The sequence below is a fragment of the Aeromonas eucrenophila genome, from assembly GCF_000819865.1.
Classification (GTDB): Bacteria; Pseudomonadota; Gammaproteobacteria; order Enterobacterales; family Aeromonadaceae; genus Aeromonas; species Aeromonas eucrenophila.
This window is the reverse complement of sequence record NZ_CDDF01000014.1, coordinates 380,359-406,167: the sequence shown is the minus strand read 5'-3', so window position 1 is coordinate 406,167 and position 25,809 is coordinate 380,359. Positions and strand designations below refer to the sequence as shown.

Annotated in this window: 24 protein-coding genes; 3 read left to right on the top strand and 21 right to left on the bottom strand. The window is 57.7% G+C overall.

The features are described from left to right. Nucleotides 1-8 precede the first annotated feature (8 nt). Nucleotides 9-1,631, bottom strand: a complete 1,623-nt coding sequence (locus BN1124_RS15455; RefSeq protein WP_042643325.1) for an NAD+ synthase — start codon at nucleotides 1,629-1,631, stop codon at nucleotides 9-11. Between the two features lie 137 nt (nucleotides 1,632-1,768). Here BN1124_RS15455 and BN1124_RS15450 point away from each other — a divergent pair, with 137 nt between their 5' ends. Next, complete coding sequence (locus BN1124_RS15450; RefSeq protein ID WP_042643324.1) at nucleotides 1,769-2,272, top strand: GspH/FimT family pseudopilin; 504 nt, start codon at nucleotides 1,769-1,771, stop codon at nucleotides 2,270-2,272. A 13-nt stretch (nucleotides 2,273-2,285) separates the two neighbouring features. Here BN1124_RS15450 and BN1124_RS15445 read toward each other — a convergent pair whose 3' ends face one another. From BN1124_RS15445 to murJ, 12 genes are all read right to left on the bottom strand, one after another. Further along, nucleotides 2,286-2,570, bottom strand: a complete 285-nt coding sequence (locus BN1124_RS15445) for a TapY2 family type IVa secretion system protein (protein ID WP_048822966.1) — start codon at nucleotides 2,568-2,570, stop codon at nucleotides 2,286-2,288. Further along, on the bottom strand, nucleotides 2,567-6,145 hold the full coding sequence (locus BN1124_RS15440; RefSeq protein ID WP_156128394.1) for a pilus assembly protein: 3,579 nt from the start codon (nucleotides 6,143-6,145) through the stop codon (nucleotides 2,567-2,569). The genes BN1124_RS15445 and BN1124_RS15440 overlap by 4 nt, the downstream gene beginning before the upstream one ends. 11 nt (nucleotides 6,146-6,156) lie before the next feature. Further along, nucleotides 6,157-6,588, bottom strand: a complete 432-nt coding sequence (gene tppD / locus BN1124_RS15435; protein WP_042643323.1) for a type IVa pilus pseudopilin TppD — start codon at nucleotides 6,586-6,588, stop codon at nucleotides 6,157-6,159. Continuing rightward, nucleotides 6,585-7,589, bottom strand: coding sequence for a PilW family protein (locus tag BN1124_RS15430; protein ID WP_082041653.1), 1,005 nt, complete (start codon nucleotides 7,587-7,589; stop codon nucleotides 6,585-6,587). Before BN1124_RS15430 ends, tppD begins: the two co-directional genes overlap by 4 nt. Next, entirely contained in the window at nucleotides 7,586-8,149 is a 564-nt protein-coding gene (gene pilV, locus BN1124_RS15425; RefSeq protein WP_042643322.1) for a type IV pilus modification protein PilV, read from the bottom strand. The genes BN1124_RS15430 and pilV overlap by 4 nt, the downstream gene beginning before the upstream one ends. A gap of 3 nt (nucleotides 8,150-8,152) precedes the next feature. Further along, entirely contained in the window at nucleotides 8,153-8,560 is a 408-nt protein-coding gene (gene tppA, locus BN1124_RS15420) for a type IVa pilus pseudopilin TppA (protein ID WP_042643321.1), read from the bottom strand. Between the two features lie 110 nt (nucleotides 8,561-8,670). Next, entirely contained in the window at nucleotides 8,671-9,606 is a 936-nt protein-coding gene (gene ispH / locus BN1124_RS15415) for a 4-hydroxy-3-methylbut-2-enyl diphosphate reductase (protein ID WP_042643320.1), read from the bottom strand. After that, on the bottom strand, nucleotides 9,606-10,058 hold the full coding sequence (gene fkpB, locus BN1124_RS15410; protein WP_042643319.1) for an FKBP-type peptidyl-prolyl cis-trans isomerase: 453 nt from the start codon (nucleotides 10,056-10,058) through the stop codon (nucleotides 9,606-9,608). The genes ispH and fkpB overlap by 1 nt, the downstream gene beginning before the upstream one ends. Continuing rightward, complete coding sequence (gene lspA, locus BN1124_RS15405) at nucleotides 10,055-10,564, bottom strand: signal peptidase II (RefSeq protein WP_042643318.1); 510 nt, start codon at nucleotides 10,562-10,564, stop codon at nucleotides 10,055-10,057. The genes fkpB and lspA overlap by 4 nt, the downstream gene beginning before the upstream one ends. Beyond that, nucleotides 10,564-13,425 (bottom strand): isoleucine--tRNA ligase, encoded by a 2,862-nt coding sequence (ileS, locus tag BN1124_RS15400; protein ID WP_042643317.1) that lies wholly within the window; start codon nucleotides 13,423-13,425, stop codon nucleotides 10,564-10,566. The genes lspA and ileS overlap by 1 nt, the downstream gene beginning before the upstream one ends. Beyond that, nucleotides 13,425-14,399, bottom strand: coding sequence for a bifunctional riboflavin kinase/FAD synthetase (ribF, locus tag BN1124_RS15395; protein ID WP_042643316.1), 975 nt, complete (start codon nucleotides 14,397-14,399; stop codon nucleotides 13,425-13,427). The genes ileS and ribF overlap by 1 nt, the downstream gene beginning before the upstream one ends. Before the next feature lie 133 nt (nucleotides 14,400-14,532). Next, on the bottom strand, nucleotides 14,533-16,101 hold the full coding sequence (gene murJ / locus BN1124_RS15390) for a murein biosynthesis integral membrane protein MurJ (RefSeq protein ID WP_042643315.1): 1,569 nt from the start codon (nucleotides 16,099-16,101) through the stop codon (nucleotides 14,533-14,535). 191 nt (nucleotides 16,102-16,292) lie between these two features. On the opposite strand from murJ, the gene rpsT reads away from it, so the two are divergent. Continuing rightward, the gene (gene rpsT, locus BN1124_RS15385; protein WP_033129187.1) at nucleotides 16,293-16,556 is read left to right on the top strand and encodes a 30S ribosomal protein S20; all 264 of its coding nucleotides are present in this window, start codon (nucleotides 16,293-16,295) and stop codon (nucleotides 16,554-16,556) included. A gap of 49 nt (nucleotides 16,557-16,605) precedes the next feature. Here the strand turns inward: rpsT and BN1124_RS15380 are convergent, their stop codons facing one another. The 8 genes from BN1124_RS15380 to rppH all read right to left on the bottom strand — a co-directional run bounded on the left by BN1124_RS15380 (nucleotide 16,606) and on the right by rppH (nucleotide 24,338). Then, a complete protein-coding gene (locus BN1124_RS15380; protein ID WP_042643314.1) occupies nucleotides 16,606-16,908 on the bottom strand; it encodes an ArsR/SmtB family transcription factor in 303 nt (100 codons plus the stop codon). Nucleotides 16,909-16,958: 50 nt separating this feature from the next. After that, a complete protein-coding gene (gene nhaR, locus BN1124_RS15375; RefSeq protein WP_033129189.1) occupies nucleotides 16,959-17,891 on the bottom strand; it encodes a transcriptional activator NhaR in 933 nt (310 codons plus the stop codon). After that, nucleotides 17,878-18,282: a hypothetical protein gene (locus tag BN1124_RS15370; RefSeq protein WP_042643313.1), complete on the bottom strand. Its 405-nt coding sequence runs from the start codon at nucleotides 18,280-18,282 to the stop codon at nucleotides 17,878-17,880. The genes nhaR and BN1124_RS15370 overlap by 14 nt, the downstream gene beginning before the upstream one ends. Continuing rightward, the gene (nhaA, locus tag BN1124_RS15365) at nucleotides 18,279-19,469 is read right to left on the bottom strand and encodes a Na+/H+ antiporter NhaA (RefSeq protein WP_042643382.1); all 1,191 of its coding nucleotides are present in this window, start codon (nucleotides 19,467-19,469) and stop codon (nucleotides 18,279-18,281) included. The genes BN1124_RS15370 and nhaA overlap by 4 nt, the downstream gene beginning before the upstream one ends. Before the next feature lie 342 nt (nucleotides 19,470-19,811). Then, a complete protein-coding gene (gene thyA / locus BN1124_RS15360; RefSeq protein ID WP_042643312.1) occupies nucleotides 19,812-20,606 on the bottom strand; it encodes a thymidylate synthase in 795 nt (264 codons plus the stop codon). Continuing rightward, on the bottom strand, nucleotides 20,606-21,430 hold the full coding sequence (gene lgt, locus BN1124_RS15355; RefSeq protein WP_042643311.1) for a prolipoprotein diacylglyceryl transferase: 825 nt from the start codon (nucleotides 21,428-21,430) through the stop codon (nucleotides 20,606-20,608). Before lgt ends, thyA begins: the two co-directional genes overlap by 1 nt. 84 nt (nucleotides 21,431-21,514) lie before the next feature. Next, on the bottom strand, nucleotides 21,515-23,785 hold the full coding sequence (gene ptsP, locus BN1124_RS15350) for a phosphoenolpyruvate--protein phosphotransferase (protein WP_042643310.1): 2,271 nt from the start codon (nucleotides 23,783-23,785) through the stop codon (nucleotides 21,515-21,517). Nucleotides 23,786-23,798: 13 nt separating this feature from the next. Then, a complete protein-coding gene (gene rppH / locus BN1124_RS15345) occupies nucleotides 23,799-24,338 on the bottom strand; it encodes an RNA pyrophosphohydrolase (RefSeq protein ID WP_033129194.1) in 540 nt (179 codons plus the stop codon). 732 nt (nucleotides 24,339-25,070) lie between these two features. On the opposite strand from rppH, the gene mutH reads away from it, so the two are divergent. Continuing rightward, nucleotides 25,071-25,745 (top strand): DNA mismatch repair endonuclease MutH, encoded by a 675-nt coding sequence (gene mutH, locus BN1124_RS15340; protein ID WP_042643309.1) that lies wholly within the window; start codon nucleotides 25,071-25,073, stop codon nucleotides 25,743-25,745. The last annotated feature ends 64 nt before the right edge of the window (nucleotides 25,746-25,809 follow it).

The following is a 25,809-nucleotide window of genomic DNA, read 5'->3' as shown; positions in this document are numbered from 1 at the left end:
GTGACTCCTTACCAGTTCTGTTTGCCAAACCCGGATGTGATGGGGTAACGGCGATCCTTACCAAAGTTGCGGGCCGTGATACGGGGCCCGACGGCGGCCTGACGGCGCTTGTACTCGTTGAGATCCACCAGCCGGATCACCTTGCGCACCATCGCCTCCTCGAAGCCCTCCGCCACCAGATCGGCGACCGAGGCATCCTCTTCCACATAGCGTTTGAGGATGGCATCCAGGATGTCATAGGGGGGCAGGCTGTCCTGATCCACCTGATCCGGCGCCAACTCTGCCGAAGGGGGGCGATCGATGACCCGCTGCGGGATCACGTAATCCAAGGTATTGCGATATTCACACAGCTTGAAGACCAGAGTCTTTGGCACGTCCTTGAGCACATCGAAACCACCCGCCATGTCACCATACAGGGTGGCATAGCCCACAGCCATCTCGCTCTTGTTGCCCGTGGTCAGCACGATGCGGCGGCGCTTGTTGGAGAGCGCCATCAAGAGCACGCCGCGGCAGCGGGCCTGCAGGTTCTCTTCCGTGGTATCGCGGGCTGTGCCGGCAAACAGCGGCGCCAGCTGGGCCATAAAGCCTTCGAACATGGGCTCGATGGAGATGATGTCAAACTCGACCCCCATCCGCTCGGCCTGCTCCTTGGCATCTTCCACGCTCATCTGGGCGGTGTAGCGGAACGGCATCATCACCGCCTGCACCTTGTCCGCACCGATGGCATCGGCTGCGATGGCCAGGGTCAGGGCGGAGTCTATGCCACCGGAGAGGCCCAGCACGGCACCCTGGAAACCGTTCTTGGTGATGTAGTCGCGCACCGCCAGTACCAGCGCCTGGTAGATCTCGGCCAAGGGGGCGAGGGAAGCGGCGGGTTCTTTCACCTTCACCGGTTGAGTGTTTTCAAAACGCACCAGCCCCAGTTCTTCGGCGAAGGGGGCCAGCTTGTGGGCCAGCTCACCCTGGCTGTTGAATACCTTGGAACAGCCATCGAAGATCAGCTCATCCTGGCCGCACACCTGATTGAGGTAGACCAGCGGCAGACCAGTCTGGGCGCAGCGCTCGGTCATCAGCTCATGGCGAACCCAGGGCTTTTCCCTATCGTAGGGGGAGGCATTGATGGTCAGCAGCAGCTCGGCGCCGGCCTCTTTGGCGGCCAATGCCGGACCTGGTTGCCACAGGTCTTCGCAGATCAGCAGCCCAAGCTGATGACCACGGAAAGACACAACGCAGGTCTCCGAGCCAGCGCTGAAGTAGCGCTTCTCATCGAACACCCCGTAGTTCGGCAAATCCTGCTTGAAGTAGCGGGCGACCAGCGTGCCCTGCTCATAGAGGGAGGCTGCGTTGTAGAGCGCCCCCTCTTCACGCCAGGGATGACCCACCAGGATGGCGCACTGGCCAGCCCAGGCTGAGACACGGGCCAAGGCAGCCTCGACCCGGATCATCAGGTCGGCACGCAGCAGCAAGTCTTCCGGCGGATAGCCGGTCAGCGCCAACTCGGAACACACCAGCAGATCGGCACCTTGCAGATCCGCCTGTGCGGCCGCTGCCAGTACCTTGTCACAGTTATCTTCGATGGCGCCTACCGTCAGATTTAACTGGGCAAGCATCAGAGAGAGGGCTTTTGCCATGGCGATGCATCTTAAACTCGAAAATGATGGGGAATGATAAAGAAAAGGCGCTGGCTGTGCCAGCTCAACACTTGGGCTTTGCGCTGGAGTTCTGGCCGCCAGGAGATAAGATGTAACTAATCGAAGGAGAGATAGCCATGATCAAGGATGTGAAAGGATTCACCCTGCTTGAGCTGATGATTGCCGTCAGCCTGGGAGTCATCTTGCTCGGAATAGGGGCACCCGCCATGTCGAGACTGCTCAATGAAAATACCCTGCAGTTTGAATCCCGCTCAGTCTTGAAATACTTGCGTTTCGCTCGCAGCCAGGCCGTCGACAACCAGCAATCCGTGACCACCTGCCTGGCTAATGCCAGCGATAACTGCGTCACGGCCAATCCGACCCAAGTCTTGATCTTCGTCGATAGTGATGGCAATGATGTACTCAATAATGGCGAACAGTTTCTAGCAAGAAGCCCGGCATTCCCGAGAGCGTTGACCGCCACCAACAACCGGACTTCCACCACCTTCAGCCCGGATGGCACCAGCTTGGTCACCAATGCCACCCTCAGTCTCTGCAGCCCAGGCAACGCTCAGGTCAATTTGGTCATTGCCCCATCGGGACGCGCCACCCAGTCCACTCAGGCCAATACCTGCCCTTGATGAGTCTTGTCTACTATCGCAACTGACTAGCATCCTGTTGCTGTCCCTCTTTTGACTGAAACTTGTCTCCCGATGGCAGGCACTCCAGCAACTTGAGTACCGGTTGTACTACACCATTGACCTCGTAGCCTCGCTGCTTGAACTTCTCCTGTACTGCCTTCTGGCTGCTATCCGTCACTGTGCCATGCAGTACGACTTTCTGCCCGTTAGCCAGTTCCACATAGCACTTAATGTCATCCGCCAGCACAGGGCCTGATAATAAAAGACTCAGGCCCAACATCATCTTCAGCGGTTTCATTGCGCCTCTCCTTCATACAGGTAGATTTTCTTGGGTGACATGTCCATATCGGCCTCTTCCGCCCCCTGAGCACATTCACCACCACCGGTGCAGCGTTCAGGTTCACCACTACCATCGTCTTTGAGAATCACTTCCTCCCCAGCACCTCCGCCTATGATGCGGATTTTTGCATCATCACCCGCATGTACAACCAGGTCATCCGCCACCTTGTTTTGAACCTCCACATAGCGTTCTGGTGTTTCATTACCATCCAGATCAACCACGTAACGGAAGGAGCTGCCATAGTGCATATCCACCATGTATTGGCGTGCCGCCCCAATGGACTGAATGGTGCACTGCTGGAATGACTGCACCTGTGGCAGGAAGGAGGTGAAGTAGAGTTTGCCCTGTAACACTACGCCCGCTCCCAGCGACTTCTCACCCTCTTCGTTCAACCAGTTGACCCAGCCCTTTGCACTGGTAATACCCGCCTTGGTTGACAGAATGCCAGCACTGGTCGTCTGTGCCGACAAGGGGTCATTGGTCACATCGTATAGTTCCGATACTTGGATAGCTGACCTGGTAGGCGAAGTTGACGTGCGAGGCATGACATCATAGTCACGCAACATAAAGTAGCCGTTATGGACGGTTGATTCGGACGAGGGGCGATTGCGATCACCACTGCCTATCAACACCGCATCGAAGGGTCGATCCTGATAGGAGTAGGTCGTATTTCCCCCGACAACCGTTGCCGTCACTTGCTTGTTGATGGTACGAACCACTATGGGCTGAGTAAAGAAGCGGCGATCATCTGCTTGGGTTGTATCCGACCCCAAGCTGGCAAACTTGAATACCTTCCAGTCAGATGTTGTGGCAGAAGGAAGATCCATCCGCCATATATTTCCCCCCGTATCCCCTACGTAGATACGGTCCGTCTTGTCATCACCATCGCTATCCAGGGTCGCCACCGAACCAGGCATGCTATCCACCATGCCAGTTACTTGCAGGTTGGTGGTCGAGGTAGCCGCAGGGCTTGCACTGAACAGGAGTGCCCCAGTCGCAGCATTCACTATATAAATACCCCGCCCCATGCTGTCAGTTGCCCCTACTCCCAGAGCATTCTTGTTCGGGTCATAACCTCCGGTGAAAATCAAAACCGGATCCGTTACCCCTGGGACAAACGCGATCTCAGGTACTGACCAAGTCAATCCCAGCTCGTTGAAGCCCGTTGTCTGCGAATTCAAACGCCATTTCAGTGTCGGGATATTCGGGCTCGATATATCAAAGGCATAATAGGCCTTCCCACCGCTTCTCAAGCCAGTAAATACCCAGACGAAGTCACTTTCAGAAGCTTTCAATATACCGTTACGATTGGCGTCCTTGATGAGTGCCACGGGAGAGGAGTCAACGCCATAAATATGCTCTGCTGATTCGGCGTTGGCACGTAGTGCCTTCTGGTTGGCCAAAAATTCGTAGGGGATAGCAGCCCAGCTCTCATCTACTGTGTTCCCCATGTCCTTGAACATATGTAGGAAACCAGCATTGGTTCCAAACAGGATCCGCAGATCCGGTGCGTCTGTCATATTGCCGGATTGGGGGCCGTAATTCAGTACCAGTGGGCGGGAGTGCAAGGGATCTCCCATGATATGGCTGCGGATCAGAGTTGAGGTATCGAAATCTTCATCATCGACGTCAACTCCTTTGGTCCAGTTTACCAACTGATCGAGCTCAGTCGTGTCACTGGCCTTCATCCAAGTCATGAGTGCAGCTTCAGTGCCAGCCTGGGCCACTAAGTTGGCTTTCGTCAGCGTATCAAGCCGGCTTTGTCCATTGTTGACGACATACAAGTTGCGGTTGCTCTTTGTCGCCAGCATATCCTGCGCACCACCTTCAGCAACCTTGTTACCATCTCTGGTTGATGACCAGAATGTTTGGGCACTGTCGAGTATGGTCCCATCAAACTTGATGGCAGGCAGGTTGCGGCTATCGACAACATAACCCTTCGGGGAGAACATTAATTTCTTCAGGTTGCCTCGCCACCTCGGGCCATCATCCGGTTCAAACATGGCATAGTAAATATTGTTGAGGCTCCGCGTACGGTCGAAGTTATTGCTGGCAATCGCCGGAGAAACCAGAGAGGTATTTATTCTGAGAATAGCGAGCAAAGAAGACTTTAATGCATCAGTTAATGCAGAGGAATTAGTGGCTGGATAATATACACCACCACCACGACGAGCCGTCTCGGCCAGTAAATTCCCTGCACCACTGATGGCTTCATCACCAAAGCCGACCGTGAAAGTGGTAACTGTCTGAGTACCGGGGGAAACAGAATTGACGTCCTTATGCTTCATATAACCAGCAAGGGCAGCCAAATAGCTGTTTGCTCTATTATTTCCGGAACCATACGACACGGTTGAACCATATGCCGCTTTTTCATCAGTTGACAGCGTATTGACCAGCCCCTGAACAAAGGTATCAGATGACGTGTCCTGAGTTGGCTCACCATCTGTTATATAGATGACATAGCCATTGTTTGAACAGTTATCATAGGGGGCTTCATAAGTGCCACTCGGATTTTCAGCAGTCGTATCTCTTGGGCTACCTTGCAAACCATACACAACGGCCTTACCACCAAAAAATTGATAAGCTTCTCTCAGTGTCTCGCAGAGCGGAGTATTGGTGCTTGCCGTCAGAGCCTCTACTCTATCAAGCAAATCTTGCTCCCCAGTTTTTCCGTTCGCCAAGGTTATTTCGCTGCCCAATACGTCCCGAACAATGCGGCCACCATTATTGCTGTTACTATCATTCCGATTGAAAACAGCCAAACCAAAATCAACGCCAGGCGTCGATGATATCAGACCTTTCACAGCATCTTTGGCAATGCGCAATCTCGACTGTACAGAATAACCTGTCGGGCCATAGTACCAGCGAATATAGTTAGCAGAGTAGAGGGTTACAGCCGTATTGCTTGCATTGACAGAGTCCTTTGTCGCCGCAGTATAAAACCATATCCCTTGGTTATTACTGGTTTTATCAACAGGGTATCCGGTACCTACTGTCCATGTTCCAGTATACGGGTTTGCCGGGTTGGCGGCCGCCACATCCTGCTTACAATCAATTAGATTGATATTGCTTTCTTGATATCCACTGATAGAGTACCAAGCGCCACGACCTCTACCAGGAGGCGTACCATTATTGACCTCATAGCTCCATACCTGAGATTGAAAATAACCAATATTTGACAGCGGTGTTTTTGAAGTGGCGCAGGCATTCAATTTATCGGAGAAGCGTTTGGTGCTGTTTATGGCTGGAATACTACCATCAGTAGAAAAATAGATATATTTCTTACTATTTCCAGAGTCAGGATCATTACTTAATGCAGGATAGGTGGTTGCAGGATTATAGACTTCTTTAATCTGCTCCATAGTGTCAGCCATACTGCCTGAATTATCAAAAATCAGCAGTACCTTGGGTCTAAAATCCCCAGCTTTATTGAAATCATAGATAAAAAGCTCGGTATCATCGGCTCTTACCATAGTCGCAGCCAGTACCATACTGAACCAGCTGAGTATCATCCCAAGTTGACGTAACCACATATCCTTCGCTCCTATTTGGTGAGCAGTGGTTGTTCTACACCCGCAGTCCAATTCAAGGGCCGGGAATATTTTCCATAGTTTACATTCGCCTGCAGCTCAACATATTTACAAACCGGAATCACATTATTGCTGCTGGCATCAACCTTGCGCTTGCAAATAGTCTCGGTACGATTCGTGAGGGCTACGGCTGCAGAGGCATTGCTGCTATTGACATTGATCGCTGCACTGGCCCCCATATTGGCGATGAGTGTCGAGAAATTGTTGCTCTGTATGGCCGCTTCCATGATTCCCTCGAGTCGATGCTCTGCCTGCCGGAAATTGGCTGCTGAACCTGCCATCTTGAGATCCTGTCCCGATGATTGCATCACCACCACGGCAATAAGCGTCAGTGGTACCAGAATGATCAAGGCTACTATCAGGGCCACGCCGCGCTGAGTTCTCATGAGCCTCCCCCGGTAATCACTGCCGGATTACGCAGTGATACGCTGGTTTCCAATAACAACCTGCGAAAACCATCACCATTGCCTGCAACTGATATATCACCAACCTGATAAGTATTGTTATTTGCATAACGACCTGATGCTTGCAATGAACGCACGAGCACGAAGACCCTGGCAGCAACGACGCGCCCTTCACTCCACTCCTGCTCGGTGACATTATTGGTGGCGACGTAGCGATCGACTACACCATCAGGTACCGAACTATCGTCCACTCCAAATAATACGTTCAGCCGTTCAATGCCTTCCGCCATGGCACCACCAATCAGGACTGAACCACCATTGGCCGTCAGATATCGCTTTCTCAGTTCGGGGCTATTCGTTGTTGCATTAGGAGAAATATAATAAATAACATGTTGATATTCCCATAGTTGGCGCGCAGGCATAGTCGCCACACTCGGTATAGTCTCTCCCCCTTTGAACATCTGAGCGGCCTGGGTTGTCGTGGCAAGATAGAAGCGGTTTCCAGAGGCATTTGCATCGGTGAGAGGGCGGCCCATCAGCCGCTTGATGCTGATGACGTCGGTGTTGGCAATGCGCGAAGCGACGGGAATGCAGGCGAAAGCACTTGCGGCAATAAGCTTGTTGTTATCAATCCGGGTTACCCAGAGCGCTCTGTTTGTCCCCACACTGGGTGGCAAGCTACCCCGCCCCAGATTGTCCAAGCAGTCAGCTGAGCTAGCTACCGTAGATCCGCTGCTCAAGGTCACTCCTAGACCCGTTGCCATCGGAGAACCTGTGTAGTCACCCCAGAAACCCGCCCATTTTAGATCTTGAGTCAGCATGCGCATGGCGATGCGACCGTTCTCCTGCAACTCACTCTGATCGAACGCATCCTCTGTGGTCGCACGGGATGCCACAAAGACGCTCAAGCCACCACCGACCAGAAATACGCCTATCAGCATGGCGATCAACCATTCGATCAGGGTGAAGCCACGGGCATTCATAGGGTAGTCGTCAGTACGAACTGACGCCTCTGCCGATCGGCTGCGTTGTTCAGACCACAACTGTTACGTACAGCCGTGACGGCACCGCTACCATCGGACAGGGACTGACGGCCACGCCAGAATATCCCTACCGTCAGGCTGTTATTGCCCCCCCTGATCACACACCCAGTGGGGGCTTGCAGAGAAGAGGCCGAGCCGGAGACGGCAGTTCCCAGCAGGGAGCGTTGCCAATAGTAAAGATCGAGCACTTGTCGATCACTCCGGCTACAACCCGACATAGTGCCATCGATGTTGGCGCAGTTCGGCATACGTAATATTGCGTTACCGGATACGACAGTGGTTCCCTGGGCAGACCAGCTGTCTTTGTTGATCCGAGCGCGCTCCACCAGATCATTGGCTAGCCAGCTGGCAATGGTGCGCTGGCGCGCTTCATAACTGGAAAACTTGGCCGTCGCCTGCATAGCCACCAAGCCAAGCAAGCCAAAGGAGAGCACCACCGCAGCTATCATTACTTCCAGCAGGCTAAATCCAGTCTGACTAACACGGCGATGCTGTTTCATTGACTAATCCCAGCAGGCGTTGTTGGCGGTATTACCAAACCGGGTGGCAGTGCGGGCTCCGTTCTGATCGACGGAGAAAGTGACGCAATCTCTATCGAAACCCTGCGCACCGGAGGCGGTTGCCGACAAAGTGAAGGTATTAGTCCCAGCAGAAATAACCAAATTGTAATAGTTGGAATCGGAGTGAGTGGCAACGTTCAGCGCAACCGCAGAAGAGGTATACCGATTGAAGTCCATATAATAGGTCTCTTGTCTATTGGCAGCATCCAACAGCATTTTTTTGGCTTCAACACGATGGCTGGTTAGTAGATAACGTTGATAGGAGGGATAGGCAATAGCACCAAGGATCGCCACGATTACGACGACAATCATCAATTCAATAAGAGAAAAGCCTCGATAGAGCCCAATCATATCCCATCCTTGGTGACTGGTAGTCCTGACAGTCTAATGCCGGATAGGTCGCAACGACAAATCCGGCATCAGAAACATCACTCTTTATTCTTAGGCCATCCTGGCCACATTCAAATAATTCTAAGCTCGGGCGGTACCTCGAACACCACGTTCTCTTCACGACCTGGGTGCTCTGTCACTATCTTTCCTCCCAACTCGCGCAGACGGACGATGACGTTCTGCACCAGGATGTCGGGGGCGGAGGCGCCCGCCGTCACACCGATGCGCTCGACCCCAGCCAGCCAACTGGGTTCGATCATGGAGGCATCGTCGATAAGATAAGCGCGAGCTCCCACCTTCTCGGCCAGCTCCCGTAGACGGTTTGAGTTGGAGGAGTTGCGTGAACCGACCACCAGCATGGCATCCACCAACCCCGCCATCTCCCGCACCGCATCCTGACGGTTCTGGGTGGCGTAGCAGATGTCGTCCTTGCGCGGCCCCTGGATCCTGGGGAAGTGCTTGCGCAGGGCGTCGATGACATCCGAGGTCTCATCCACGCTTAAGGTGGTCTGGGTGACGAAGCAGAGGTCGTCCGGATTCTTCACCCGGAGTTTGGCCACGTCCTCCGGCGTCTCCACCAGATACATGCCCCCTTCGCGGTTCTCGTACTGTCCCATGGTGCCGATCACCTCGGGGTGGCCGGCATGGCCGATGAGCACTGCTTCGGAGCCCTTGCGGCTGGCGCGATGGACTTCCATATGCACCTTGGTCACCAAGGGGCAGGTAGCATCGAACACCTTGAGGGCACGGGATTTCGCCATCTCGCGCACCGACTTGGCGACACCGTGGGCGGAGAAGATGACGATGCTGTCGTCCGGCACCTCGTCCAGCTCCTCGACGAACACGGCGCCCGCCTCTTTCAGCTTGTTTACCACGTAGCGGTTATGCACCACCTCATGGCGCACATAGATGGGCGCACCAAATTTCTCCAGCGCACTCTCGACGATGCTGATAGCACGGTCGACGCCGGCGCAAAAGCCACGGGGATTAGCCAGCAGGATATCCATCAGTGCACCTTCTCCTCGACATCGACACCCAGGATCTCCACCTCGAAGGTGACGGTGTGACCGGCCAGGGGGTGGTTGAAATCGACGGTCACCGACATGCCTTCCACCGCCCGTATGATGCCGGGCAGCTCGCTACCATTGGGCTGATCGAAGACCATGATGGTACCGACCCTGGGTTCCATATCGGCGCCGAACTTGGCTCTGTCCAGATGGTAGATGTTGTCGGGGTTGGAGAGGCCAAAGGCCTGCTCCGGCGTCAGGGTGAAGCTCTTGGCTTCCCCCTGCTGCAGCCCCAGCAAACACTGCTCGAAGGTGTCGGTCAGGCTGCCATCCCCCATCCGCAGGCGGGCCGGCTTGCCGTGCAGCGCCGTGCTATCGGCGACAGAGCCATCTTCCAGCTTGATGGAAAAGTGAAACAACACGCTGCTGTCAGCGCCGATGATCTGGCTCATGCTGTCTCTTCCTTCTTCTTCTCACTGCGAAAACCTTCCAGCACTATCATGGCGGCGCCGATGAAGATGAAGCTGTCCGCCAGGTTGAACGCCGGCCAGTGGGAACGCTGCCAGTAGAAGTCGAGGAAATCGACCACATGGCCCAGCACCAATCGATCGAACACGTTGCCAAGGGCCCCGCCGATGATGAGCGAATAGGCGATGCCACTCCAGCGCTGGGTGACCGGCTGCTTGCGCAACCAGTGGATCAGCAAACCGCAGATGGCAAACGCCAACACCGCGAAGAACCAACGCTGCCAGCCCCCCTGATCGGCCAGGAAGCTGAACGCCGCGCCCTTGTTGTAGACGTGTACCAAGTTAAAGAAGGGGGTGATCTCCACCCCCGGGTAGCCAAACGGCAGCAACTTGACCACGGCGAGCTTGCTCGCCTGGTCCAGTACGAAGGCCAGCACTGCTAGCCACAGCCAACGCAGGCCGGTTTTTTGAGTGTCTTGAATCATGTTCATCAGGCAAATTGACGCGTTTCGCCGTCACCCTCGACGTTGGTGACGCAGCGGCCACAGATCTCTTCGTGACCGGCAATGGTGCCCACGTCTTCCACATGGTGCCAGCAGCGGTCGCACTTGGCGGCGGCAGACTGAGCTACGTTCAGCCACAGGCCGTCGCGCTCGGTCGCGACGGCGCCTTCCGGCGCGGCGTCGGCGACAACCACCTTGGCTTTGGAGGTAAGCAGCACGAAGCGCAGCTCATCGGCCAGGGCGTTCAGGCGGGCAGCCAGCTCAGGTTTGGCGAACAGGGTCAACTCGGCCTGCAGGGAGCCGCCGATGCGCTTCTCGCCACGAGCCGCTTCCAGCGCCTTGTTCACCTCGCCACGGACTTCCAGGATCTCGGCCCAGAAGGCATCGCTCATCTGCTCACCCGCTTCCAGCCCGAACAGGCCGTCGTACCACTCCTCGGTGAACACGAACTCGCCGCGCTCACCCGGCAACAGGGCCCAGATCTCGTCGGCGGTGAAGCTCATGATCGGCGCCATCCAGCGCACCATGGCCTCGGCGATGTGATACAGCGCAGTCTGGCAGGAGCGACGGGCCAGGCTGTCAGCCTTGGCGGTGTACTGCCTGTCCTTGATGACATCCAGATAGAAGGAGCCCATCTCGATGGAGCAGAACTGCATCAGCTTCTGGGTCACGCCGTGGAAGTTGTACTCATTGAACGCGGTCACGATCTCGGCCTGCACGGCCTTGGCACGGCCCACGGCCCAACGATCCACCACCACCATGTCGGCAGACGCCACCATGTCGGTCGCCGGATTGAAGCCGTTCAGGTTCGCCAGCAGGAAGCGGGCCGTGTTGCGAATGCGACGATAGGCGTCGGCACTGCGCTTGAGGATCTCGTCGGAGACGGTCATCTCGCCGGTGTAGTCGGTGCTCGCGACCCACAGACGCAGGATGTCGGCGCCCAGCTTGTTCATCACGTCCTGTGGGCTGACCACGTTGCCGATGGACTTGGACATCTTGCGGCCCTGACCATCCACGGTGAAGCCGTGAGTCAGTACCTGGTTGTAGGGAGCCTTGTCTTTCATGGCCACGCCGATCATCAGGGACGACATGAACCAGCCACGGTGCTGGTCGGAGCCTTCTAGATACATGTCGGCCGGGTTGCCGTTGAACTCGGGACGGGCATCGACCACTGAGGAGTGGGTGGAGCCTGAGTCGAACCAGACGTCCAGGGTATCCGGTACCTTGTCGTAGTTGTCGGCATCTGCGCCGAGCAGATCGGCCTTGTCCAGATCCCACCAGGCCTGGATGCCTTTCTGTTCAACCAGCTTGGCAACCTCTTCCATCAGGCGCACGGATTCCGGGTGCAGCTGCTGGGTCTCTTTGTGGACGAACAGGGAGATGGGCACGCCCCAGGTACGCTGACGGGAGATGCACCAGTCCGGGCGGTTCTCGACCATGGCCTGAATGCGGTTCTTGCCCCAGGCAGGAACCCAGCCACTCTGACCCTGCTGAGCGATGCCGTCTTTCTCGATGCGCTCGATCTCTTCCAGCGCGCGCTTGCGCAGACCCTTCTGCTCCATGCTGATGAACCACTGGGGGGTGGCACGGAAGATGATCGGGGTCTTGTGACGCCAGCAATGCGGATAGGAGTGGTTGAACACCTTGTGATGCAGCAGGGCGCCGCGCTCGGTCAACACCTCGACCACGGCCGCATTGGCCTTGAACACGTGCTGACCGGCAAAGAGTTCGGTATCCGGCAGATAGACACCGTTGCTGCCCACCGGGTTGGCCACTTCCAGACCGTACTTCTGGCCGACCACGAAGTCTTCCTGACCGTGACCAGGCGCTGTGTGCACGGCGCCGGTACCGGCATCCAGGGTGACGTGATCACCCAGTACAACGGGCACGTCGAAATGGTAGAAGGGGTGGTTGAAGCGCAGCAGCTCGAGGGCCGCACCCTTGGCATAACCCAGGTTGTGGTACTTCTCGATGCCGGCGCGATCCATCACGTCCTTGACCAGCTCGGCGGCCAGGATCAGGCGCTCGGGGTTCTCCCCTTCCACCTGCACCAGGGCATAGTCCAGGTCGGCGTGCATGGCGATGGCGCGGTTAGCCGGCAAGGTCCAGGGGGTGGTGGTCCAGATCACGGCAGAGAGCGGGCCACGGCCGGTATGACCTTCGGGGCAATCAAACTTGGCGGCCACAGCCGCCTCATCGGTGGCCTTGAAGCGCACGTCGATGGAGGGGGAGTTCTTGTCGTAGTACTCCACTTCGGCTTCGGCCAGGGCGGAGCCGCAGTCGGTACACCAGTGCACCGGCTTGGAGCCCTTGTGCAGGTGGCCATTCTCGACGATCTTGGCCATGGAGCGGATGATGTTCGCTTCGGTGCCAAAGTCCATGGTCAGGTAGGGATGTTCCCAGTCACCCAGCACACCTAGACGGATGAAGTCGGTCTTCTGCGCTTCGATCTGGGTCTTGGCGTATTTGCGGCACTCGGCGCGGAATTCGGCGGCGGAGACCTTCACACCTGGCTTGCCGACGAGCCCCTCGACCTTAAGCTCGATGGGCAGACCGTGGCAATCCCAGCCCGGCACATAGGGGGAGTCGAAACCGGAGAGGCCCTTGGACTTGATGATGATGTCTTTGAGGATCTTGTTGACCGAGTGACCGATGTGAATGCTGCCGTTCGCGTAGGGAGGACCATCATGCAGAATGAAAGAAGGCTTGCCCGCTTTGGCGCGGCGAATGGCGCCGTAAAGATCCTGATCGTACCAACGTTTCAGCATGTTGGGTTCGCGCTTGGCCAGATCGCCACGCATCGGAAACTCGGTTTCCGGCAGATTCAGGGTGTGTTTATAGTCGCTCATCAGTCCTGGGTTCCCTTCTTTGCTAAAAGAGTGCTGGGTAAATTGAATGGTGGCAGCCCGAACCAGGCTCGGGCCGCCAGGGCATCTCGTTCGATCTGCTCTTTCAAGGCGGTGAAAGAGGCAAATTTCTGCTCTTCGCGCAGCTTGTGGCGAAGCAGCACCTTGACCTGCTGACCATATAGATCACCAGAAAAATCAAATAGATGTACTTCCAATCTTGCTTGTGTGCCGCTCAAGGTCGGCCGCACGCCCACGTTGGCAACGCCGGGGAAGGTCTTGCCGGAACATAACACTTCCACCGCGAACACGCCACCGACCGGGATCACCTGCCGCTTGAGGGCCAGATTGGCAGTGGGAAAACCTATGGTACGGCCCAGCTTGTCGCCGTGGGCGACCCGGCCGCTGATGGCGTAAGGGCGGCCGAGCATCAGCTCCACCTCCGCCATCCGGCCCGATTTCAGGGCCTCGCGCACTAGCGTGCTGCTGATCCGCTGGCGTTCGATCTGGAAACTCTGGGTGCTGATCACCTCGAAACCAAAGCGGCGCCCCGCCTCCTCCAGCAGGTGGAAGTCCCCTTCCCGGCCGCGACCGAAGCGAAAATCATCCCCCACCACCAGATAGTGCACGCCGAGTTTCTCCACCAACAGCTGCTCGATGAAGGTGTTGGCCGTCTGTTCGGCGAAACGGTGGGTGAAGTGCACGCAGAGCATGCGATCGATCCGCATTCCCCTGAGTGCCTCGTACTTCTCACGCCAGCGGCTGAGACGAGCGGGGGCATCGGCCCCGGCAAACAGCTCGAGGGGCTGGGGTTCGAACAGCATGACGCAGGCGGGAAGGCCCAGCTCGGCGGCTTTTTCCTGCAGCCGAGCCAGCACAGCATGGTGTCCCTGATGAACCCCATCAAAGTTGCCTATGGTCAATACGCAACCCCGGTGACGGGGCTTGATATTGTGAATGCCGCGAATAAGCTCCATCAGTGCCTTGTGCGTTGCTGCCGGGAAATCGGCGGATTATATATCAGGCGGCAGGCAGGGTCAGCCCTCCCCGCCCGATTTCAGGTATCTTGCTCACATGCAGACTCCAGCGATCCCGCACGGAACAGCAGGATCAGTCCTGCTGTTGCCCCGATTTCAGGTGACTCGGCCGAATGCCGAGCACCAGCAGGACTATCCCGTACAGGGCACCGCCGAGGCAGAGCAGCATTGTCAGCTCCAGACTGGCCTTGCCCATGCTCCAGGCGCCCCACTGGGCGAGATCCGGCGACAGGTACGCAAGCAGGCCACCCATCAACAGGGTCGCGGTCAGCAGCTTGAGGCAGAACACCCCGGTCTCGCGGGACGGACGATAGACCTTCTGCTCATAGAGACCCTTGAACAGCAGGGCCGCGTTCAGGGTGCCGGAGCAGGCGGTGGCGAGCGCCAGCCCCACATAGCCGAGCGGGTAGATGAAGATAAGGTTGCACACCATGTTGGCCACCATGGACATCACCCCGATCCGCACCGGGGTCTTGGTGTCCTGGCGAGCGTAGTACCCCGGGGCCAGCACCTTGATCAGCATCAGTGACAGCAGGCCAGTGGTGGAGGCCAGCAGGCTGGCACTGGACATGCTCACCTCGTGCAGGCCGAACTCACCGCGCATGAACAGCACTCGCAGAATGGGCTCGCGCAGCACGGCGATCCCCACCATGGCGGGCAGGCCGAGCAGCATCACCATCCGTATCCCCCAGTCCATGGTGCGGGAGAAGTCGGCGGGATCCGCATCCACGTGCTTCTTCGCAAGCGCCGGCAGGATCACGGTGCTGATGGCGACCGCGAACAGACCGAGGGGGAACTCCAGCAGCCGATCCGAGTAATAGAGGTAGCTGATGGCACCGGTCGCCAGGAAGGAGGCGAGCATGGTGTTGATCAGCAAGTTGATCTGGCTGACCGATACGCCAAACAGCGCCGGTATCATCAGGGTGCGTATCTTGACGACCCCGGGGTGATGCCAACCCCACTTGGGCCACACCAGCATGTTCATCTGACGCAGGAAGGGATACTGGAACAAGAACTGCACCAGCCCCCCGAGGAAGACCCCGATCGCCAGCGCGATCTCGGGATTGTCCATCAAGGGCGCTATCCACCAGGCGGCGGCAATCATGGTGAGGTTGAGAAACACCGGGGTAAAGGAGGAGACGGCGAAGCGGCCGTAGGTGTTGAGGATGGCCCCCGCCATGGCGGTAAAGGTAATGAACCAGAGATAGGGGAAGGTGATCTTGAGCATCAGGCTGGCGAGCTCGAACTTCTCGGCCGCCGGGCCGCCGTGCAGCCAGTCCCAGAACCAGCCCCAGCCAAACAGGGCAGTCAACACCCCGGAGCCCAGCACCCCGAGCAGGGTGACGACGGTGACGATGCCACCCAGGGTTCCCGCTACCGCGGCCAGCAATTCGCGCACCTCATTCTCATCCCCCTTCTTCTTGTACTCCGTCATCACGGGCACGAAAGCCTGGTTGAAGGCACCTTCGGCGAACAGGCGACGCAGGAAGTTGGGAATGCGGTTGGCGAAGAAGAAGACGTCTGCGGCCATCCCGGCGCCGAGCAGGTTGGCGATGACCACATCGCGAACCAGGCCCATCACACGGGACGCCAGCGTCATTGCGGACACTATCATGCCGGATTTGATCAATTTCTTACTCAAGACGAAGCCTCTGGAACTGTCAGAATGGAAAGAATGCTGGTAGAATCGGCCGACAGTTTAACCGCCTCCCAACTGACACACCACCGGGGGGCGGTGTTTATTTGCACAAATCATTTGACAATATGTGGTTGGAAGGGCATATTTCCGGGCCTTTTCAATACACTCGCTAAGACAGTTTTAGGAGTTTTACCTTGGCTAATATCAAATCTGCTAAGAAGCGCGCGATTCAGTCAGAGAAACGTCGTCAACACAACGCCAGCCGTCGTTCCATGACCCGTACCTATCTGAAGAAAGTAATTGCTGCCATCGCTTCTGGCGACAAGGCTGCTGCCACTGCCGCTTTCGCTGTTGCCCAGCCGATCATGGATCGTATGGCTACCAAAGGCCTGATCCACAAGAACAAAGCTGCTCGTCACAAGAGCCGCCTGTCTGCCCAGATCAAAGCTATGGCTTAATCAGCTTCGGCTGTATAAAGCTCAAAAAACCGGCCCCAGGGCCGGTTTTTTATTTATCTGCGCTGCAGTAAAGCCTGTGCAGCAGACCTATCATCTCGCGCACCTCATGGCTGCGCAGCGAATAGTAGACCGTCTGGGCCTCCTTTCGCGTCGTCACCAGCTCATCGCGCCGCAGCACCGCCAGATGTTGTGACAGGGCCGATTGGCTCAACCTGAGCACCTCGTTGAGTTCCCCCACCGACAACTCCCGCTCCAGCAACTGACACAGAATGAACAAGCGCCGTTCATTGGCCAATGCCTTGAGCAGAGTCACCGCACGCCCGGCATTCGCCTCCATCTCTTCCAGCTGCATCTCATTCCCTCTTCTGCAAGGCAGGCATCATACCCCCTTGCCTCTTCCATTTAAAACGACAGGGGCGCCGGCTGGATAGCGGTAAAATCCTCCTGCCCGGCGAACAGGAAGGAGAAATCGCTCTCGCACACCCGTTTCACCGCTGGATGCTGGATCATGCGCTCGGCAAAAATGACGTAATACTCCTCCATCAGATCCTGGGTTTCTCCCAGCAGCATGACCCCCTCCCCCTCCAGGATCTCCTCCCGATAGATGGTCGGTGCCATGAAGATGCCCTGATTGAAGAAACCAAATGCCTTCATCAGCGCCGCATCGTCGAACTCACCGAGGATGCTGGGGGAGATGCCCTGCTGCTCGAACCAGTGGGTCAGCTGACGACCCATGGCGGTGCGACGGCCGGGGATGAGTAGCTTGCGCTCCTCCAGACAGGCGGGGAACGGCAGCGAAGGCAGGGGCGCCTTGCAGAAGAAGCTGACGCCGCAGCCACCGAGCCGCTTGGAAAGCAAGCCTGCGTGCTGGCTGGAATCCACCGGGCAGTCGGAGAGGATCATGTCGAGCTTGTGCTCGCTCAGTTGCTCCAGCAGCAGCTCGTGAGTCGACTCAAAGCAGCGCAAGTGGATGGAGCCGTCGTTGGGGATGACAGAGAGCAGTACCCGGCTGGCGAGGCGTTTGGAGAGCGCGTCGGCGATGCCGACGTCGAACAGGATCTGGCTCTCCTTGCGGTAGTTGACGATATCCAGCATCTCGTAGGAGAGGCTGAACATCTTGTCGGCGTAACGAAAGACGAGCTGGCCAAGCTCGGTGGCCTCGAGGGAGCGCCCCTTGCGCATCAGCAACTTGCCACCGAGCCGCTGCTCCAGCAGCTTGATCTGGCCGGTGACCGTCTGCGGAGTCAAGAAGAGGGCTTCCGCCGCTTGCGTGACGGAGCCCTTCTTCTGAGTCATCCAAAAGTAATAAAGATGATTGTAATTAAGGTGTGACATCCGATGGGGTTCCCGCGCCAGGCGGGCTCCGGTAGCAGCTGAGTTCAACCGCCAGAATGTCATACATGTCGCTGATCGAGTCAACCTTGTTCGCATCGAACTGCGCCTGCAGGCTGAGCTTGAGCGCGACCGGCTCCGGCATCCGTTCCCCGCAATAGCGCTTGTTGGACTTCTTGACCCGCTCCCCGGCCCGGCTGCTCAGGGCCCGCTCGGCAAAGGTCTCACCGAACCTGGCCCTGGCTTGTTGCTCCCCCAGCATCAGGGCACCGTCGACCACCCCGTTGAGATAAGCCGAGCAGCCGGCCGAGGCCGCATCCTGCTGGCAATCCGTCAGGCTACCCGCCCAGAGTGTCGGGCTTGCCAGCAGAACCAACCATCCCAGTCTTCTCATAACCCCTCCGTGCTTTGATCCGCCTCCCGGTTGGGCAGCGACATCCGCAGGGCGAGATAACCGACCACGGCCGCCAGGCTGGATCCCGCCAGGATCCCGAGGCGTGAGTAACTGCCGTAATCCAATCCGCCATGCTCGAACGCCAGCGATGCGATGAACATCGACATGGTAAAGCCGATGCCACACAGGATGCTGACCGCAAAGATCTGCTTGAAGTTGACCCCGCTCGGCAGCTGGGCGATACCCAGCTTCACTGCCAGCCAGCTGATGGTAAATACCCCGAGCGGCTTGCCGATGAAGAGCCCCAGCATGATGCCGAGCGGCACCGGGCTCAGCAGGGCCGACAGACCGATCCCGTCCAGCGACACCCCCGCGTTGGCAAAGGCAAACAGCGGCAGGATCAGGTAGGCGCACCAGGGATGCAGCACATGCTCCAGATGCTTGAGCGGCGAGGCATAGCGCTTGCCGTTAAGCGGGATCATGAAACCCAGCACCACGCCCGCCAGGGTCGCATGGACACCGGATTTGAGCACAGCCACCCAGAGCACCAGGCCGACCAGCATGTAGAGGCCGATCCTGTCTTCGCCACGGCGGTTCATCCACAGCAGGGTCAGGATAGCCAAGATGCCGACCGCCAGTGCCGTCAGCGACAGCTGCTGGGTATAGAAGAGGGCGATGATGATGATGACCCCGAGGTCGTCCATGATGGCCAGCGCCAGCAGGAACACTTTCAGGCTCACCGGCACCCGCTTGCCCAGCAGCGCCATCACCCCGAGGGCGAAGGCGATGTCGGTCGCGGCCGGAATGGCCCAACCGGCGCGGGCGACTTCGTCCGAGTAGTTGAAGAAGGCGTAGATCAGCGCCGGTGCCAGCATGCCACCCACCGCGGCAATGGCCGGGAAGGTCGCCTGCACCCGGGACGAAAGCGCCCCCTCCAGCATCTCGCGCTTGACCTCCAGCCCGACCAGCAGGAAGAAGATCGCCATGAAGCCGTCGTTGATCCAGAGCAGCAGCGGCTTGTCGATGTCGAGGGCGGCGATGCGCACCTGCACGGGCGTATCCAGGAAGGCCCGATAGTGATCAGCCAGGGCCGAGTTGGCCAAGCCAATGGCCAGCAAGGCCGCCAGGATCAGAATTATTCCGGAGGCTGACTCCAGTTTGAGGAATCTCTTGATTACGTCGCTCATGATCTGACTACCCATAAAATTGCATTTTTTTCAGTCTAGAGCGGGAGTGAGTTAATGAAAAATCGTTTCTAACTGCCATTAACAACGGAAAAACCGAAAGCAAAAATCACCGAGTCTGCTATAACCCCGTTTTTTCTCGCTTTTTCAAGTCGCAGCGGCATTCATAAATTTGAATGGAAATTCATATTTTAGCTGAGTGAACCCCCTCAGCTCTGTTGCCTGGAGGCGGTCACACCAGGGTCTGATGGGGATGAGCCACAAATGAGAAAGGCACCCGAGGGTGCCTGTCGATAAGATGCTGTCGCACCCTGTATTGATGCCGGCGAGGGCCCCCGACCTGAGTCAGATGGCGACCGGTGCCTTGATGCCGGGGTGCGGGTCGTATCCCAAGATCTCGAAGTCCTCGAAGCGGTAATCGAAGATCGAGTCAGGCCGGCGCTTGATCACCAGCTGCGGCAAGGGTCGCGGCTCGCGGGAGAGCTGCAGCGCGGTCTGCTCCATGTGGTTCGAATAGAGATGCACATCACCGCCGGTCCAGACGAAGTCACCCACCGCCAAATCACACTGCTGGGCCACCATGTGGGTCAGCAGGGCATAGCTTGCGATGTTGAACGGCAGGCCGAGGAAGACGTCGCAGCTGCGCTGGTAGAGCTGGCAGGAGAGCTTGCCATCCGCCACGTAGAACTGGAAGAAGGCGTGGCAGGGGGCCAGCGCCATCTTGTCCAGCTCGCCCACGTTCCAAGCGGAGACGATGATCCGGCGCGAATCTGGGTTGTGCTTGATGTCATCCACCGCCCGCTGGATCTGGTCGATAGTGGCGCCATCGGCCGCCGGCCAAGAGCGCCACTGGGCACCGTAGACCGGCCCCAGATCGCCGTGCTCGTCGGCCCACTCATCCCAGATGCTGACGCCGTGTTCCTTCAGGTAGGCGGTGTTGGTATCGCCATTGAGGAACCAGAGCAGCTCGTGAATGATGGAACGCAGGTGACACTTCTTGGTGGTGACCAGCGGGAATCCCTCGGCCAGGTTGAAGCGCATCTGATGGCCGAACAGAGAGACGGTCCCGGTGCCGGTGCGGTCGGATTTGACCGTGCCCTCGTCCAGGATCTTCTGCATCAGATCGAGATAAGCCCTCATTACTTTGCCTCCTTCGCCACGTTACCGAACAGCTGTGGCCGCTTGTAGGCGACCCAGATCATGATGGCACCGATGATGATCATCGGGGTAGAGAGGATCTGGCCCATGCTGATCTCCTGGAAGTAGAGACCGAGTTGGCTGTCCGGCTGGCGCACGAACTCCACCAGGAAGCGGAACAGACCGTAGAACAGCAGGAACATGCCGGAGATGGCACCCCGTGGCGGGTTCTTGCGCCAGAACAGGTTGAGGATGATGAACAGCACCACCCCTTCCAGGGCGAACTGATAGAGCTGGGAAGGATGACGCGGCTCCGGGCCCGCCTCCGGGAAGATGATGGCCCAGGGAACATCGGTCACCCGACCCCACAACTCGCCATTCATGAAGTTGCCGATGCGACCCACGCCCAGCCCGAACGGGATCAGGGGTGCCACGAAGTCGGCCACGGTGAAGAAGTGACGCTTGGTCTTGTGGGCAAACCAGCACATGGCCGTGATGACCCCGATGAGACCACCGTGGAACGACATGCCGCCGGTCCAGATCTTGAACAGATAGAGGGGATCTGCCAGGAAGAGATCGAAGTTGTAGAACAGCACATAGCCAATGCGGCCACCGAGGATCACCCCGAGGAAGCCGTAGAACAGCAGATCCGATACCTCTTCACGGGTCCAGCCGCTGTTCGGTGCATCGGCACGACGCCCCGCAAGCCACATGGCGAAGGCGAAACCAAACAGGTACATGAGACCATACCAGCGTACCGATAGTGGTCCCAAACTGAATGCTACGGGATCAATCTGCGAGAAAACCCAATATCCATCGTGCTGCATCGTGCGGCCCCAATCTTGAGAAATGAGAAAAGCCGCATTCTCCGATCATTCGTCAGCAGGGACAAGGCATGATTATCAATCGGCCTATTTCGCCTTGTGGCCAGCCCGTAACAGGCCGCCGAGGCCGTGCTCTTCCAGATAGCGCGCGAACAGGCCGCGCAGCACATGGGGATTGTCGTGCTTGAGACCATCGGTCAGCAACTTGGTCAATTCGCCGAGATGGGATTGGCGCAGCACGTATTTGATGCGGGAGATGTTGTGGGTATTCATGCTGAAACGGCGATAGCCCATGGCCAGCAACAGCAGCACGCCCACCGGATCCCCGGCCAGCTCGCCACACACCGAGACCGGCTTCTGATAGCGATGGGAGGCATCGACCAGCAGTTGCAGGGCGCGGATCACCGCCGGATGGAAGGCGTCATAGATGTTGGCGACCCGGGCGTTGTTGCGATCCACCGCCAGCAGGTACTGGGTCAGATCGTTGCTGCCCACCGACCAGAAATCGATGAGCGGCGCCATCTCCGGCAGGATATAGAGGGCGGAGGGCACCTCTATCATCACCCCGAGACTGGGATAGCGGATCAGCGCATTGCGACTGGCCGCCTCTTCCGATACCTCGCGCCAGGCCTGATCCAGCAGGCGGCGGGAGGCCCGGATCTCGCCCACGCTGCTGATCATCGGCAGCATGATGGCCAGATTGTCCAACCCCTCGCTCGCCCTCAGCATGGCCTTGAGCTGCACCAGGAAGAGCTCGGGGTGATCCAGGGTGAGCCGGATCCCTCGCCAGCCAAGGAAAGGATTTTCCTCCACGATGGGGAAGTAGGGCAGTTGTTTATCCCCCCCCACGTCCAGGGTGCGCATACAAACGGGGCGATCCCGGTAGGTTTCCAGGATGCCGCGGTAGCGGGCAGTCTGCTCCCACTCGGAGGGGAAGCTCTCCTGCAGCATGAAGGGGATCTCGGTGCGATAGAGCCCGACCCCGTCCGCCAGATGATTGAGGGAGATCTCGGTATCCGCGCTGAGACCGGCGTTCAGCAGCAGCGACACCGGCGTGCCGTCGGCCGTCTCGGAAGGCTGGTTGTCGACGCTGCGCACCAGGGTATCGAGCTCCCGCTCCTCGTTGAGCAGTTGTCGGTACTCGGTCAGGATCACCTGATTGGGTTCGATGAAGAGATCGCCGCTGTAGCCGTCGACCACCAGGGTGCGACCACCTATGTCGCCGAGGGGCAGATCCACCCCCATGATGGCGGCCACCCCCATGGCCCGCGCCAGGATGGCGGCGTGGGAGTTGGTGCCCCCCTTGAGCGACACCACCCCGCTCAGAAACTCCCGCGGGATCTCGGCCAGTATGGTGGCGGTCACCTCATCGGCCACCAGTACCACGGGCTCCCCGACCGTGAGCTGCTCGGGCTCATCCTGCACCAGACGGCTGATGAGCCGCTGGGCGATGTCCTTCACATCGGCGGAACGCTCGCGCAGGTAAGGATCCTTCATCCCCTTGAACTGCTCGATCAGCCGATCGCTGATGAGCTTGACCGCGGAGATAGCGGTCCAGTGCTCCTTGCTGACCTTGTTGCGGATCGGCTTGATGTAGCCGGGATCGTTCAACAGGTGCAGATAGATATCGAAGATGGCGACCGAATCCTCGCTATAGCTCTCGCGAAAGCGCAGCGCCAGGCTCTCCAGATCGTGTCGCACCTCTTCCACCGCGAGCTCAAGGCGCGCCAGTTGCTTGCCATGCTCCTCGTCTTTGCGCGGGGTGATGGTATTGAGCGCCTTCCGTGGGCGCCACACCCAGGCCTTGGCGATGGCGATGCCGCTGGCGCCAGCGATGCCGCGCAGGGGCTTGCTCCAGTCGGTCTTCTGCAACCAGCCCTTGGCCTGGGCCTGGGCGATGCGGGCCGCCAGCTGCGCCGCCAGCGTGACCATGAAGGACTCTTCTCCCTCATCGAACAGCCGGCTCTCTTTCTGCTGCACCACCAAGATGCCCACCACCTGGCGTTGATGCATGATGGGGGCGCCGAGGAAGGAGCGAAACGCCTCTTCGGCCACGTCGGGCAAGAACTTGAAGCTGGGGTGGGAAGGGGCATCGGCCAGGTTGATCAGCTCTTCGCGCTGACCCACCAGACCGACGATGCCCTGCTCGAACGGCAGCGTGGCCTTGCCCACCGCCGACTCGGCCAGGCCATCGGTGGCCGCCAGTCGATAACGCCGCATGTCCGGTTCGGCGACGTAGACGGAGCAGCAGTCGACCGTCATGGCGAGCCGGGTCTGGCTCACCAATGCCTGCAAGGCCTGCTCGAGGGTATTGGCCTCGGCCATGCTCTCGACGATGCGTCTGAGTTCCGTCAACAACTAGTTGTGCTCCTTAGCGCGAGCGGTTACGCCGCCCATCCTTCCGATTAGCCTGCCCCGCCTGTACCAACACAGGCACCGGCATGGCCAGTGGGGCAAACTCCTTCATCACCCGGCGGTAGACTTCCCGCTTGAAGGAGACGACCTGACGAACCGGGTACCAGAAGCTGACCCAACGCCAATCATCGAATTCCGGGTGACCATGACAACCGAACTGGATCCTGGACTCTTTGCCCGGATCGAGCTGTAACAAAAACCATTTCTGCTTTTGGCCAATACAGACCGGTGAACTGTCCCAGCGAACGAGTCGTTTGGGTAAGCGGTACTTCAGCCAGTTGCGACTGATCGCCAAGATGGTCACGTCTTCGGGCTTGAGGCCTATCTCCTCGTATAGCTCACGATACATGGCCTGTTCCGGCGACTCACCATCATCAACCCCCCCCTGCGGAAACTGCCAGGAGTGCTGCCCATAGCGCTTAGCCCACAATACTTGTCCGTCACGGTTACAGATCACGATGCCGACATTGGGACGAAATCCGTCACCATCTATCACGTGATCACCTTATAAAGGCTGAATCTATAAAGAGATTGTTCCACATTCACCCCGTGGCGGCAAACAAGGACTGTCATCTTCCATTCATGAATAACTTGCCTTTTCAAGCTAAGTTATAAACAAATTTTAGGATCAGCTGCCGTGAGTTGCCCACCCAGACTGTGCATAAGCCTGTGATCAAACGGGTATATACAGTAGTTTCATAACGGGGTACCAAATCATTCCTTATCATACCTCATTCGCCATTAAACAAAATATTCATTTAAATACATGTAGTTAATATTTAAATGCTGGATCAAGATCCATGTCTTTTGCCGCCGAGGATCCTGCTCCCGGATTGTGAACAAGTTCGACTGCTCAAAGATCCACCATGGCTGATTTATCCACAAGCTTGGCGCATTATCTGCACCGATATGGCGGGAAAAATCGGTGCACTCTCACATTTTTTTCCGGTGAAGGGGCCACTATGATCACTTTATGCCAGTTATCCAAGATTTCTGTGGATAACTATGTGCAACAGCCAGGCCAAACCCTTGGACAACTCGTTTCAGCGAGGATCCTCCGATCCCAACGGCTGGCATAAAAAGTCAAATTCCTTTAAAATCATCACCATAGATGATTATTGGCAATCTACCCTCCCCTGTGCACAGTTGGCCAGTGATCGGTTATAAAAACAGCGATCCTCAACGAAAAGCAGACTTGCTAGACTCATTCATCTCACAGGAGTCCCTCATGCCCATCAGTCCCCAGTCAGAGCAAGAATTATTGGCGCGCGCCTATGCCATGGCGGGGCTCCCCCTGGCCCAGCTCGCCGCCGATGCAAGTATCCCGGTGCCACGGGATCTGCGGCGGGACAAAGGCTGGATCGGCCAGTTGATCGAATGGCAACTGGGCGCCAGCGCGGGCAGCAAGCCGGAGCAGGACTTCCCGGAATTGGGGGTAGAGCTCAAGACGATCCCGGTGGATCCTCAGGGCAAGCCGCTGGAGACCACCTTCGTCTGCGTCGCGCCGTTGATCGGTGTCAGCGGCCAGCGCTGGGAAGAGTCGAACGTGCGCAACAAGCTCTCCCGGGTACTCTGGATCCCGGTCGAGGGCAGCCGCGAGATCCCGATCGGTGAGCGCCGGGTCGGCATGCCGCTGCTGTGGAGCCCAAGCGAGGAAGAAGATCGGTTGCTGCGTCAGGATTGGGAAGAGTTGATGGACATGATAGTGCTGGGGGAAGTGGAGCAGATCAGCGCCCGCCATGGTCAAGTCATGCAGCTAAGGCCCAAGGCGGCGAACAGCAAGGCCCTGACCCGCGCCATCGGCCGCAACGGCCAGCCGATCCAGACCCTGCCACGGGGCTTTTATCTCAAGATTGATTTCACCCATCGGCTGTTGCAGCGCCATTTCGCCCTGCCCCTTTGATCTTCGTTATCAACATCCTTGTCATAAAGTGATATAAAAATAACCAATGCCATTTTCTTCGCAA